The organism is Paracoccus sp. S1E-3 (genome assembly GCF_013868135.1).
In the GTDB taxonomy this organism is placed as follows: domain Bacteria; phylum Pseudomonadota; class Alphaproteobacteria; order Rhodobacterales; family Rhodobacteraceae; genus Paracoccus.
Genome location: NZ_JACEMU010000008.1, coordinates 14,990 through 28,363 on the forward strand (window position 1 = coordinate 14,990; position 13,374 = coordinate 28,363).

Genomic DNA, 13,374 nt, shown 5'->3' on the forward strand with positions numbered 1-13,374 from the left:
ATAATGACGAGCCATCGACATGCCTTCCTCTCGCCTGCCGGACCAGATCGCAACAAGGATCGAAGAACTCATCGTCTCGCGTCGGCTGACGGCGGGCGACCGCCTGCCCGCCGAACGCAAGCTGGCCGAGGAATTGCAGGTCTCGCGTTCGTCGCTGCGCGAGGGCATCCAGCGACTGGCAAGCCGCGGCCTGCTGGTCAGCCGGGTCGGCGGCGGCACCTATGTCGCCGATCTTTCGCCCGTCTGGTCGCGCGAGGCGATCTACAATCCGCTTGAAACGCTGGTCAAGGGCGACCCGGAATATCGCTTCGACGTGCTGGAGATCCGTCATGCGCTGGATGGCACCGCGGCATGGCATGCCGCCATCCGCGCCACCCCGGAAGACCGCGACCGGCTGCGCGAAAGCTATGAACACACGGTGGCCCTGCATGGACACGAGGACCCGATGGAAGAGGCGCGCGCAGACGCCTCGTTCCACCTGGCCATCGCCGAAGCCTCGCATAATCTGGTGCTGGCGCAGGTCACGCGGGCGCTGTTCGACCTGCTGCAGGTCAGCATCTCGCGCAATCTGGAAAAGCTTTATACCCTGCCCAAGGTCTATGAGCCGCTGTCCGCCCAGCACGGCGAACTGACCGAGGCCATCTGCGCGGGCCAGCCGGACCGCGCCCGCGAAGCCGCCTATGTGCATATCAATTTCGTGCATGCCTCCCTGAAATCCATAGACGAGGACATCGCCCGCAAGGCGCGTTCGGCCCGTCTGTCTGCTGAAAAGACCCATATGCCATGATCATTTCTGCCTCGACCGACTATCGCGAAGCCGCCCGGCGCCGCCTGCCGCCGTTCCTGTTCCATTACATCGACGGCGGCGCCTATGCCGAACACACGCTGCGCCGCAACGTGTCCGATCTGGCCGATGTCGCGCTGCGCCAGCGGATCCTGCGCAACATGTCCGATCTGACGATCGGCACCGAGCTGTGGGGCGAAAAGCTGGACCTGCCGCTGGTGCTGGCCCCGGTCGGCCTGACCGGCATGTATGCGCGCCGGGGCGAGGTTCAGGCCGCCCGCGCCGCCGAGAAAAAGGGCATCCCGCTGACGCTTTCGACCGTGTCGGTCTGCCCCATCGAGGAAGTCGCCCCGGCCGTCCAGCGCCCGATCTGGTTCCAGCTTTACGTTCTGCGCGACCGCGGTTTCATGAAAAACGCATTGGAGCGCGCGCAGGCGGCGGGGGTCAGGAATCTGGTCTTTACCGTGGACATGCCGGTGCCCGGCGCGCGCTATCGCGACGCCCATTCCGGGATGAGCGGCCCTAATGCCGAGATCCGCCGCCTGTTCCAGGCCGCGACGCATCCCCGATGGGCCTGGGACGTGGGCCTGATGGGCCGCCCGCACGATCTGGGCAATGTCTCGCGCTATCTGGGCAAGGCCACCGGGCTGAAGGACTATATCGGCTGGCTGGGGGAAAATTTCGATCCCTCGATCTCATGGGCCGATCTGGAATGGATCCGCGATTTCTGGAAGGGCCCGATGATCATCAAGGGCATCCTGGACCCGCAGGACGCCCGCGACGCGGTCAGTTTCGGTGCCGACGGCATTATCGTCAGCAACCATGGCGGGCGACAGCTTGACGGCGTGCTGTCCTCGGTCCGGGCGCTGCCGGCCATCGCCGATGCGGTCAAGGGCCAGATGAAGGTGCTGGTGGACAGCGGCGTGCGGACCGGTCTTGACGTGGCGCGGATGATCGCGCTTGGCGCGGATGCGGTGATGATCGGGCGGGCCTTTATCTATGCGCTTGCGACGGACGGTCAGGCCGGGGTCGAAAACCTTCTGGACCTGTTCGCCAAAGAGCTGCGCGTGGCGATGACGCTGTGCGGCGCGAAATCGCTGTCCGAACTGACGCGCGAGTCGCTGGCGATGGATGGCCACGCGCTTGCTTTGGCCGCAGAGGCCGGATGACCGGTGCTGTCGAACGGTGCCGCTGCGGGCGGCGCGTCGCAGCGAATGACGGGCGGTTTGCCTATCAAGGGGGGAAAGGCAATGAGTGATCTGGGATCGGACATCGACCCGATTGAATCGCGCGAATGGCAGGATGCCATCGCCGACGTGATCGAACGCGACGGGGCGGGGCGGGCGCATTACCTGCTGGACCGGGCGGTGCAGCAGGCGCGCGCGGCTGGCGCGACCCTGCCGTTTTCGGCGACGACGCCCTATCAGAACACCATCCCCGTGGACGATCAGCACGAGTTCCCGGGCGATCTGGAGATGGAATGGCGCATCCGCACCATCAACCGCTGGAACGCCATGGCGACCGTCGTGCGGCGCAACAAGGAATCCAGCGAATATGGCGGGCATATCGCCAGCTTCGCGTCCTCGGCGGTGATGTATGACGTCGGCCTGAACCATTTCTGGCGGGCGCGCTCGGCCATCCATGGCGGCGATCTGGTATTTTTCCAGGGCCATGTGATCCCCGGCATCTATGCGCGTTCCTTCATGGAGGGGCGGATCAGCGAAGACCAACTGATCAACTTTCGTTCCGAAGTGGCGGGCAACGGCCTGTCGTCCTATCCGCATCCGTGGCTGATGCCGGATTACTGGCAGTTCCCGACCGTCTCGATGGGACTTGGACCGCTGATGGCGATCTATCAGGCCCGGTTCATGAAATACATGCATCACCGGGGCCATATCGACATGGCCGACCGCAAGGTCTGGTGCTTCCTCGGCGATGGCGAGATGGACGAGCCGGAAAGCCGCGGCGCCATCGACCTGGCGGTGCGCGAGAAGCTGGACAACCTGATCTTTGTCGTCAACTGCAACCTGCAACGTCTTGACGGCCCGGTGCGCGGCAACGGCAAGATCGTGCAGGAACTGGAAGGCGACTTCCGGGGTGCGGGCTGGAACGTCATCAAGCTGCTCTGGGGCAAGGGCTGGGACCAGTTGCTGGAAAACGACGTCACCGGGCGTCTGCGCCAGTTGATGGACGAAACCGTCGATGGCGACTATCAGACCTTCAAGTCCAAGGACGGCGCCTATATCCGCAAGCATTTCTTTGGCAAATACCCGGAAACGGCGGCGCTGGTCGAGGATTGGACCGACGACCAGATCTGGAGGCTGAATCGCGGCGGTCACGACCCCGAAAAGGTCTATACCGCCTTCCGCAAGGCCACCGAGACCCGGGGCGTGCCGACCTGCCTGCTGATCAAGACGGTCAAGGGCTATGGCATGGGCACGGCGGGCGAAGGCCAGAACACCACCCACCAGCAGAAGAAACTGGCCGAGGATCAGCTTCGCGCCTTCCGCGACCGCTTCAAGATCCCGGTCTCGGACGAGGATCTGCCCAAGGCGCCCTTCGTGTCGCTGAACAATGCGCAGAAAGCCTATCTGGCCGACCGGCGCAGCGCCCTGGGCGGGGCCTTCCCGCAGCGCAACGCCACCGCGCCCAAGCTGCCGATCCCGCCGCTGGAGACGTTCAAGGCGCAGCTTGAGACCACGGGCGAGCGCGAGATCTCGACCACCATGGCCTTCGTGCGCATCCTGACCACGCTGCTGCGCGACAAGCAGGTGGGCAAGCATGTCGTGCCCATCGTGCCGGACGAAAGCCGCACCTTCGGGATGGAGGGCCTGTTCCGCTCGATCGGGATCTACAACCCCGAGGGGCAGAAATACACCCCCGAGGACCGCGAACAGATGTCCTATTACCGCGAATCCATCGACGGGCAGGTGTTGCAGGAAGGCATCAACGAAGCCGGGGCCATGGCCGACTGGATCGCAGCGGCGACCGCCTATTCCAACCACGGCGTGCCGATGATCCCGTTCTTCATCTATTACTCGATGTTCGGGTTCCAGCGGATCGGCGATCTTGCCTGGGCGGCGGGCGACAGCCGGGCGCGCGGCTTCATGCTGGGCGGCACGGCGGGGCGCACCACGCTGAACGGCGAGGGTTTGCAGCATGAGGACGGCCACAGCCACATCCTGGCCGGGACCATCCCGAACTGCATCAGCTATGACCCGACCTTCCAGCACGAGGTGGCGGTGATCGTCCAGCACGGGCTGAAGCGGATGTATGAGGATCAGGAGGATGTCTATTTCTACCTCACCCTGATGAATGAAAACTACGCCCATCCCGACATGCCGGCAGGCTGCGAGGACGGCATCATCCGCGGCCTTTATCGTCTGAAAGAGGTCAGGAAGCCCGGCAAGAAGCACGTCAACCTGCTGGGGTCGGGCACCATCCTGATCCAGGCGATGAAGGCGGCGGACATACTTCAGGCCGATTTCGGCGTCAGTGCCGACATCTGGTCGGCGACCAGCCTGAACGAACTGGCCCGCGACGGCCAGGACGCCGCGCGCTGGAACCGCCTCAATCCGCTGGCCAAGCCGCGCGTGCCTTTCGTCACTGAGCAGCTTTCCAGGGCAAAGGGGCCAGTGATCGCGGCCACCGACTACATGAAGAACTATGCCGAACAGATCCGCGCCTTTGTGCCGGGCCGCTTTTCGGTGCTGGGCACGGACGGCTATGGGCGTTCGGACAGCCGGGCAAACCTGCGCCGGTTCTTCGAGGTGGACGCCAGCCACATCGCCGCGGCGGCCATGGTCGATCTGTTCCGCGAAGGGGCGATAGACGAGGCCACGCTGAAATCCGCGCTGAGCAAATACAACATCGACGGCGAAAAGCCGAACCCCCGGCTGGTCTGAGTCGGAACGAGGGGAGACCTGACATATGGCTATCGAAGTAAAAGTTCCCGATATCGGCGATTTCAAGGACGTGCCGGTGATCAGCATCCTGGTCGCGGTGGGCGACACCGTCGCCGCCGAGGATCCGCTGATCGAGCTGGAATCCGACAAGGCGACGATGGAGGTGCCCAGCCCCGTCGCGGGCAAGGTCGCCGCGATCTCGGTCAAGGAAGGCGACCGGGTGTCCGAAGGCGTGCTGATCCTGACGGTCGAGGCCGACGGCGCTGCCGATGCGCCCGCCGCGGCGGCCCCGGCAGCGGCCCCGGCAGCGACCCCGGCGGCGCCCGCCGCGACGCCGGCAGCCGCCCCGGCGGCAGTGGCGGCCCCGGCCCCGGTGACGGATGCGGGCTTTGGCAAGGCGCATGCCTCGCCCTCGGTCCGCGCATTCGCGCGCCAGTTGGGCATCGACCTGTCCAAGGTCAACGGCACCGGCCGCAAGGGCCGCATCCTGCGCGAGGATCTGGTCAACAGCTTCAAGTCCGGCGCGGCCCCCGCCGCATCGGGCGGCGCGGCGCAGGGCGGCATGGGCATCCCGCCGATCCCGGTCATCGACTTCTCGAAATTCGGCCCGGTCGAGAATGTCGAGATGGCGCGCATCAAGAAGCTGTCAGGCCCGGCGCTGCATCGTTCCTGGCTGAACGTGCCCCATGTCACCCATAACGAGGAAGCCGACATCACCGAGATCGACCAGTATCGCAAGGAACTGGACGACGCGGCGAAAAAGGACGGCTACCGGGTGACGCTTCTGTCCTTTGTCATCAAGGCCAGCGTCTCGGCGCTGAAGACGCATTGGGAGTTCAACTCCTCGATCCATCCCGACGGCGACAAGCTCATCCGCAAGGGCTATTACAATATCGGCTTTGCCGCCGACACGCCGAACGGGCTGGTCGTGCCGGTGATCAAGGATGCCGACCGCAAGGGCATCGTCCAGATTTCCAAGGAACTGGGCGAACTTTCCGCCAAGGCCCGCGCGGGCGAGCTGAAATCGGCGGACATGCAGGGGGCGACCTTCACCATCTCGTCGCTTGGCGGCATCGGGGGCACCTCCTTCACCCCCATCGTCAACGCGCCCGAGGTGGCGATCCTTGGCCTGACGCGGTCCAGGATGGCGCCGGTCTGGGACGGCGCGCAGTTCGTGCCGCGCAACATGCTGCCCATGTCGCTCAGCTATGACCACCGCGCCATCGACGGGGCGCTGGCCGCCCGCTTTGCCGCGACCCTGAAATACCTGCTCGGCGACGTGCGCCGGATCATGCTCTGAAAGGAAGGCACGTTCATGGAAGTCAAAGTCCCCGATATCGGTGATTTCAAGGATGTCCCCGTCATCAGCCTGCTGGTGGCGGTGGGCGACGAGGTGACCAAGGAACAGCCGCTGATCGAGTTGGAATCCGACAAGGCGACGATGGAGGTGCCTTCCCCCGCGGCGGGCAAGGTGGCGTCCATCGCCGTCAAGGTCGGCGACAAGGTGTCCGAGGGCGCGCTGATCCTGGTGCTGGAAGGTGCCGGGGCCGCGACCGCCCCGGCAGCCGCCGCACCGGCTGCGGCATCGACTGCGGGCCCGGCTGCGGCCCCGGCTGCGGGCGGCGGTGATGTGCATGCCGAGGTGGTCGTGCTGGGTTCCGGACCCGGCGGCTATACGGCGGCCTTTCGCGCCGCCGATCTGGGCAAGAAGGTCGTGCTGATCGAAAAGGATCCATCCCTTGGCGGCGTCTGCCTGAACGTGGGCTGCATCCCCTCCAAGGCGCTGCTGCACGCGGCCAAGGTCATCACCGAGGCCGAGGAAATGGCGCATCACGGCGTCACCTTCGCCGCCCCGCAGGTCGATCTGGACGGCTTGCGCGGCTGGAAGGATTCGGTGATCAAGCAACTGACCGGCGGGCTTGCGGGTCTGGCCAAGGGCCGCAAGGTGACGGTGGTGAATGGCTATGGCCGCTTCACCGGCCCGAACATGATCGAGGTGGACAATAACGGCGCGAAATCCACCGTCAGCTTTGATCAATGCATCATCGCGGCGGGCTCGGAACCCGTCACCCTGCCGTTCATCCCGCATGACGACCCCCGCGTGATCGACTCGACCGGCGCGCTGGAACTAGCCGATGTGCCGGGCCGGCTGCTGGTGCTGGGCGGCGGCATCATCGGGCTGGAAATGGCCTGCGTCTATGATGCCCTGGGGTCCAGGGTCACGGTGGTCGAGTTGATGGACCAGATCATCCCCGGCGCCGACAAGGACATCGTCAAGCCCCTGCACAAGCGCATCGAGGGCCGGTATGAAAAGATCCTGCTGAAGACCAAGGTGACGGCGGTGACGGCGGGCGAGGACGGCCTGACCGTCACCTTCGAGGACGACAAGGGCGCGACCAGCACCGACACCTTCGACCGCCTTCTGGTCGCCGTGGGCCGCAAGCCCAACGGCAAGCTGATCGGCGCCGAGGCGGCGGGCGTCGCGGTGGATGATCGCGGTTTTATCGCGGTGGACAACCAGCAGCGCACCAATGTCGCCCATATCTTCGCCATCGGCGACGTGGTGGGCCAGCCGATGCTGGCGCACAAGGCCGTGCACGAGGGCAAGGTCGCCGCCGAGGTCTGCGCGGGCCACAAGCGTTTCTTCGACGCCCGCGTGATTCCCTCGGTCGCCTATACCGACCCGGAAGTTGCCTGGGTCGGCCTGACCGAGGCGCAGGCCAAGGCCGAGGGGCGCAAGACCGGCAAGGGGGTCTTTCCCTGGGCGGCCTCGGGCCGGTCGCTGTCGCTTGGGCGGTCCGAGGGCATCACCAAGCTGGTCTTCGACGAGGCCGACGACCGGGTGATCGGCGCGGCCATCGTCGGCCCCAATGCGGGCGACCTGATCGCCGAGGTGGCGCTGGCCATCGAGATGGGCGCCGATGCCGTCGATCTGGGCCACACCATCCACCCGCATCCGACGCTGAGCGAAACCGTGAACTTCGCCGCCGAGATGTTCGAGGGCACGATCACCGACCTGATCCCGCCGAAAAAGCGGCATTGACCTGTCGGCGGCGGCGGCCCTTCGTGGTCTCCGCCGCTGGCCCGATTCATGGCCACGGGGCGCGCCACCCTCTGGAGCCGGAAGAAGGAAGATCCCGGATGACGACGACAGAACAGATCGCCACGCGTGCCGCGCTGCTGGACCGGCTTGCCGGGATCGTGGGGGCGGGCAATGTGCTGACCGCACCGCGCACCACCCGCCGCTTTACCCGCGGTTTCCGCTATGGCTCCGGTCCGGTCGCGGCTGTGGTCCGGCCCGGTTCGCTGGTCGAATTGTGGCGGGTTCTGAACGCCGCCGTCGCGGCCGGGCGGGCGGTGATCCTGCAAGCCGCGAATACCGGCCTGACGGGCGGCTCGACCCCATGGGGCGAGGATTACGACCGCGAGATCGTGCTGGTCAGCGTCATGCGCCTGCGCGGCATCCATCTGCTGGGCGGCGGCGAGCAGGTCGTCTGCCTGCCCGGCGCGACGCTGGACGCTCTGGAAAAATCCCTGCGCCCGCTGGGGCGCGAGCCCCATTCCGTGATCGGGTCGAGCTGCATCGGCGCCTCTGTCCTGGGGGGCATCTGCAACAATTCCGGCGGCGCGCTGATCCGGCGCGGCCCGGCCTATACCGAGATGACGCTTTATGCCGAAGTCCGCGCGGATGGCTCGGTCGCGCTGGTCAACCATCTGGGTCTTGATCTGGGCGACGACCCCGAGGAAATCCTGGCCCGCGTCGAGGCGGGCGACCTGCCCCCGCCCGCGCCGACCGACGCCTGGGCCTCGGACCGCGAATATGCCAGCCATGTGCGTGAGGTCGATGCGCCCACCCCGGCGCGGTTCAACGCCGATCCCCGGCGGCTGCATGAAAGCGCGGGCTGCGCGGGCAAGCTGGCGGTCTTCGCCGTGCGGCTGGACACGTTTCAGGCCGAAAAGGACACGGCGGTCTTTTACATCGGCACCAACGACCCGGCCGAGTTGACCGAGATCCGCCGCCATATCCTGTCGCAATTCGACAGCCTGCCCATCGCCGGCGAATACATCCATCGCGAAGCCTATGACGTGGCGGCGAAATACGGCAAGGACACCTTTCTGTTCATCCGGAAGGCCGGCACCGACCGGATGCCCGCGCTGTTCAATGCCAAGGCGCGCATGGATGCGCTGACCGAACGGCTGTGGCTGGGCACCACGCTGTCGGACCGGCTGGCGCAGGCGGTGGCCGGGTTGTTCCCGCAGCACCTGCCCGCGCGCATGAACGATTTCCGCGACCGCTATGAACACCATCTGCTGCTGCGCATGGGCGGGGCGGGCATCGGCGAGGCGCGCGCCTATCTGTCGGGGCTGTTCCCGTCGGCCAATGGCGACATGTTCGAATGCACCCCGGCCGAGGGGGCGGCCGCCTTTCTGCATCGTTTCGCGGTGGCCGGTGCGGCGGTGCGCTATCGCGCCATCCATGCCCGGCAGGTCGAGGACATCGTGGCGCTGGACATCGCCCTGCGCCGCGACGACCGCGATTGGGTAGAGGTGCTGCCCGCGGATCTGGATGCGAAGATCGGCAAGAAACTGTATTACGGGCATTTCTTCTGCCACGTCTTCCATCAGGATTATGTCGTGAACAAGGGTCACGACTGCCTGGCAGTGGAACATGAGATGTGGCGCTTGCTGGACGAACGCGGCGCCGAATATCCGGCCGAGCACAATGTCGGCCACCTGTATCGCGCCAAGCCGGAACTGGCGGGCTTTTATCGGTCCATCGACCCGACCAACAGCCTGAACCCCGGCATCGGCCAGACCTCGAAATGCGCGCATTGGTCCTGATATTTCGTCGACCTGGGGCAGATCAGGACGGGTGCCCCCGCTCAAGATCCAGATCGCGAAAGACGTCCTCGCCAACCCGTCTGTAGTCGACAGAGCCATGCAGCTTGTCGAGTTGAAGGACGCCGCCAACGAAGCCCGCGCGTGCGGTGCCGCCACGCCGGGGCAGGATGTCAGGATGCATCGCTGCCGCGCTCTGCGCGAAAATCCATTCTGGGACGAACCGCCGCGCGCATCAGGAAGAAAAGCCGCCGCAGACAACAATCCAAGTTATCGGCCGCGTGGCAGCAGCCATTGGCAGGGGAACCGGCGGCGGTCGGTGCTTGATGCTTTGGCTTCCGTCACCGCAAATCCGGCACGACGACGGGTTCGAACAGCACCGTATCCTTTGGCTGGTTCAATGCCGATTGCGCCCGGCGCGCCTATTGCATCCGGCCGGTCACCCTGGCCTTGCGGCGCGCGGCGCCATATTGCCGCCACAACCCAAGAGAATACAGCACCAGCGCCGCCCAGATCAGCGGAAAGGCGATCCGGCGCGACTGGTCGAACGGCTCGCCAAAGACCAGCACCGCGTAGAGAAAGATCAGCGTCGGGGCGATATATTGCAGGATGCCGACGGTGGACAGGCGCACCAGCTTGGCGCCATTGGCATAGAGCATCAGCGGAACGGCCGTGACCACCCCGCAGCCCGCCAGCAGCAACGTGTCGGCGGCCGTGCCTGTGCCAAAATGCGACTGTCCGGTCAGCCCCAGCCACAGCAGGATGGCCGCCGCAAAGGGGCACAGCACCAGCACCTCAAGCGTGAAGCCCTGGTTGGGGCCAAGCGGCAGGCTTTTCTTGCAATAGGAATAGAACCCCCAGCACAGGGTCAGCCCCAATGCCACCAGCGGCAGGCGGCCCGCCTGCACGGTCATGATGACGACGGCGGCCGCCGCCAGCGCGATGGCCGCCAGCTGTGTCCGGCCCAGCCGTTCCTTCAACAGCACCGCCCCCAGAAAGACGCTGAACAGAGGGTTGATATAGCAACCCAGCGCCGCCTCCATCGCGTGATCGTTGGCGATGGCCCAGACATAGATCAGCCAGTTGACCGAGATCAGAGCCGCCGTCAGCACCGCCATGGCCAGCAGGCGCGGCGCGTGCAGGGCGGCGGTCACCTCGGCCGTGCGTCCTTGCCAAATCAGCACCGCCGCCGCGATGGGCAGCGACCAGATCACCCGATGGGCGACGACCTCGACCGGTGGGACATGCGCCAGCGCCTTCATGTAAAGCGGCAGAAAGCCCCAGAGGACATAGGTCAGGATCGCCAGGACCAGGTGCGCGGACTATATCCGCCTTGTCCGAAACATGCCCGCAGGATGGGCAAGATGAGAAAAGGTGCCGAGATGTCCGCTGTCGAAATGAGCCATAACCGTGCTGCCGCTGGTCTGGGTTCGGTCTTTGCCCGCGTGACGGCGACGGTCGCCGCCTGGAACGATGCCCGCATCACCCGCCGCGAACTGAACCGTCTGACGGATCGCGAACTGAGCGATATCGGCTTGTCCCGCGGCGATATCGAACGCGTTGCGCGCGGCCTATGAAGCCAGCCCGATCAATGAACAGACCCCGCGGCGCAGCCTCGGGGTTTTTTCATGCGCGGGCGGTGGACGTCCGAGGTTCCGCATGTTCGCAGTCCAGGGCAGGAAAGAAACGGCCTGTCATCATGCGCAAGGCTGTGTGAGCGGTCGCAGCGGGTGGATGGCGGCCGATGCGCCCCGCGCCAATCCCGCGCCCAACTGACGGGGCTTCTGCTGTGGCGGGCTATCGCGACCTGGTCAGTGCCGCGACGCCGGCCAGGATGATCAGGCCCGCCCCGGCAAGTGTCCAGATATCCGGCCGCTCGCCAAAGACGGCGATGCCGGCGATCATCGCAAAGACCAGCCGGGTATAGCGGAAGGGCGTGACCGCCCCGACCTCGCCCGTGCGCATGGCGATGGTCAGCGCGGTATAGGCGACGACCCCGCTCAGCGATCCGGCGATCACGCTGGCCGCCGCTGCCTGGCCCGGCCAGACCGGCGCAGGCCCGAAGGGCAGCGCGATCAGCCCCGAGACGATCAGCATCAGGAAACCCAGCACGCCCAGTTGCCGATGCGACATGGACATGGGCGCCGCGCGCGTCGCAAGGTCGCGGCCGGCGAAGCCCAGCGTCGCGATCACCGCGAAGATCGACAGCATGCCGAAGCCCTCGGCCCCCGGGCGCAGGATTAGCAGCACGCCGACAAAGCCCACCGCCACCGCGATCCAGCGGGCAGCGCCCACGCGCTCATGAAACACCAGCGCGGCGCCCGCGATCACCACCAGCGGCGTCGCCTGAAGGATCGCCGAGGCGGTCGAGAGCGGCGTCAGCGCGATGGCGAGCATGAAAAACAGCCGCCCCACGATCTCGAAGGCAGAGCGGGTCAGCATCAACTTCGACAGCATCGCGACCGAGAAAGGCTGCTCGCCCGCCAGGATCGCCATGACGGAAAAGGCCAGAACGCCGATGATCCCGAACGAGATCAGCACCTCGCCCACGGGCAGGGTCTGCGCGGCTGCCTTGAGAAAGCTGTCCTCGACCGTGAAGCAGGCCATCGCCAGCACCATGAACAGCGCGCCGCGCAGGTTCCAGACCGCATCGCGCCGCGAGAGTTGAATTTCCATGCTGCGTTATCCCCGCTGAACATCGACACGCCTCTCATCATCCGTTCATGCAGCCGTTTCAAGGGCGATTGCCGGCAGGGCGTGTTCTGCGTCACAGGACATCCGTTTTGCGGCCTAGCACATTCCTGGCATATCGGGCATTCGCCAAAATCACCTCGGAACCCCGTGCTTCAAGTATCTGGAAGGCCGGGATCCGGTAGACACCGGTGGATTCCATGGCAATGCTGGTCGCGCCGGAGTCCATGGGCCAGTCGGCCATATCATGCAGATCCTGCGTGAAACGTGCCAAATGGCCTGACAGGCATACCGCTGGCCCTTGGGGTTCACTGCTGCCATGCGCATGGTCGAACCGATGTCGATCGCCGCAGCCTTGGGATTGACCATCTTCAGATCCGAGTGGTCTTTGGTCGTAATCGGGTCATGGCATCCCCTTCGAACAGAACGAAGGGCGTGGGTCATGCAAGTCCGTCATCTTGCCTCGATCGCGATCGCTGACAACGCAGCGTCGTCACTCTCAAGTGCGCATCCGCCCATGTTCCACGTTTTTTAACGGGGTCCATCCCACCAATAAGCAGTCGGCATCTGCCCGTCCCCGCCAGCCTGGCACAAGCTGTTGCTACCGCGCACAGGGGCGCTGGGGTCCGTGACGGTTTTTCGGGATGTCCCTCTTGCTGCGCGCAAACAGTCCCCCGGACTGTTTCCTGATCCGTGCAAGTCCTTGAGGATGCGGATCCCGCGCCGGAGCCGTTCGTTCTCGCGCGCCAGTTCACAATCCTCGGCCGATAGCATATCCGTGTCGCGGTCTGCATTCACCCATTTGTTCAAGGTCGGCAAGTTGCCCCCATATCATTCGCAACCCGGCACCGCGTCCTTGCGAAATTCATCCGTCCTGCCTGTGAGGGTCCTGGCGCCCGATTGGCCGCGGGGGGCGTGCAGGGGATTGCTGCACTAAAGGCATGGCGATGGGTAGCCCCAGCACCGTCTGCTCGCCGCGTAGAAGATGCATGATCTTCGGGATTAAGTCGTGCATTTACGCATGGGTAGGTTGCGGCGGTTGTCGGCCCCCGCAACCAAAAATATTCGTAAGATCAAAGACTTCAGAGCCGAGCTAAACGCTCGGCTTTTGTCGTTCCAAATTCTTGTCAACAGCTGGTCAACGTTTATCGAGGC

Annotated in this window: 10 protein-coding genes and 1 pseudogene; 7 read left to right on the plus strand and 4 right to left on the minus strand. The window is 65.3% G+C overall.

Features of this window, described 5'->3' with window-relative positions; genetic code table 11:
• Positions 1-19: 19 nt before the first annotated feature.
• The 6 genes from lldR to dld all read left to right on the plus strand — a co-directional run bounded on the left by lldR (position 20) and on the right by dld (position 9,531).
• Entirely contained in the window at positions 20-787 is a 768-nt protein-coding gene (gene lldR / locus H1S04_RS11920; RefSeq protein ID WP_181745798.1) for a transcriptional regulator LldR, read from the plus strand.
• Positions 784-1,953, plus strand: coding sequence for an FMN-dependent L-lactate dehydrogenase LldD (gene lldD / locus H1S04_RS11925; protein WP_181745799.1), 1,170 nt, complete (start codon positions 784-786; stop codon positions 1,951-1,953). Before lldR ends, lldD begins: the two co-directional genes overlap by 4 nt.
• An 81-nt stretch (positions 1,954-2,034) precedes the next feature.
• A complete protein-coding gene (gene aceE, locus H1S04_RS11930; RefSeq protein WP_181745800.1) occupies positions 2,035-4,689 on the plus strand; it encodes a pyruvate dehydrogenase (acetyl-transferring), homodimeric type in 2,655 nt (884 codons plus the stop codon).
• A gap of 25 nt (positions 4,690-4,714) precedes the next feature.
• Complete coding sequence (gene aceF / locus H1S04_RS11935) at positions 4,715-5,989, plus strand: dihydrolipoyllysine-residue acetyltransferase (protein WP_181745801.1); 1,275 nt, start codon at positions 4,715-4,717, stop codon at positions 5,987-5,989.
• Positions 5,990-6,004: 15 nt separating this feature from the next.
• On the plus strand, positions 6,005-7,732 hold the full coding sequence (lpdA, locus tag H1S04_RS11940) for a dihydrolipoyl dehydrogenase (RefSeq protein WP_181745802.1): 1,728 nt from the start codon (positions 6,005-6,007) through the stop codon (positions 7,730-7,732).
• A 98-nt stretch (positions 7,733-7,830) separates the two neighbouring features.
• A complete protein-coding gene (dld, locus tag H1S04_RS11945; RefSeq protein WP_181745803.1) occupies positions 7,831-9,531 on the plus strand; it encodes a D-lactate dehydrogenase in 1,701 nt (566 codons plus the stop codon).
• A 419-nt stretch (positions 9,532-9,950) separates the two neighbouring features.
• Here the strand turns inward: dld and rarD are convergent, their stop codons facing one another.
• Positions 9,951-10,841 carry an EamA family transporter RarD gene (rarD, locus tag H1S04_RS11950; protein ID WP_181745836.1) on the minus strand — a complete coding sequence of 297 codons (891 nt, stop codon included), beginning with the start codon at positions 10,839-10,841 and terminating at the stop codon, positions 9,951-9,953.
• 69 nt (positions 10,842-10,910) lie between these two features.
• On the opposite strand from rarD, the gene H1S04_RS11955 reads away from it, so the two are divergent.
• Positions 10,911-11,105, plus strand: a complete 195-nt coding sequence (locus H1S04_RS11955; RefSeq protein WP_181745837.1) for a DUF1127 domain-containing protein — start codon at positions 10,911-10,913, stop codon at positions 11,103-11,105.
• Between the two features lie 220 nt (positions 11,106-11,325).
• Here H1S04_RS11955 and H1S04_RS11960 read toward each other — a convergent pair whose 3' ends face one another.
• The 3 genes and pseudogenes from H1S04_RS11960 to H1S04_RS18950 form a co-directional block, all read right to left on the minus strand.
• Positions 11,326-12,204, minus strand: coding sequence for a DMT family transporter (locus H1S04_RS11960; RefSeq protein ID WP_220185212.1), 879 nt, complete (start codon positions 12,202-12,204; stop codon positions 11,326-11,328).
• 91 nt (positions 12,205-12,295) lie between these two features.
• Positions 12,296-12,463, minus strand: a complete 168-nt coding sequence (locus H1S04_RS18720) for a hypothetical protein (RefSeq protein ID WP_370470516.1) — start codon at positions 12,461-12,463, stop codon at positions 12,296-12,298.
• Between the two features lie 455 nt (positions 12,464-12,918).
• Positions 12,919-13,140 (minus strand): annotated as a pseudogene (locus H1S04_RS18950) (hypothetical protein); the annotation flags it as partial.
• Positions 13,141-13,374 lie beyond the last annotated feature (234 nt).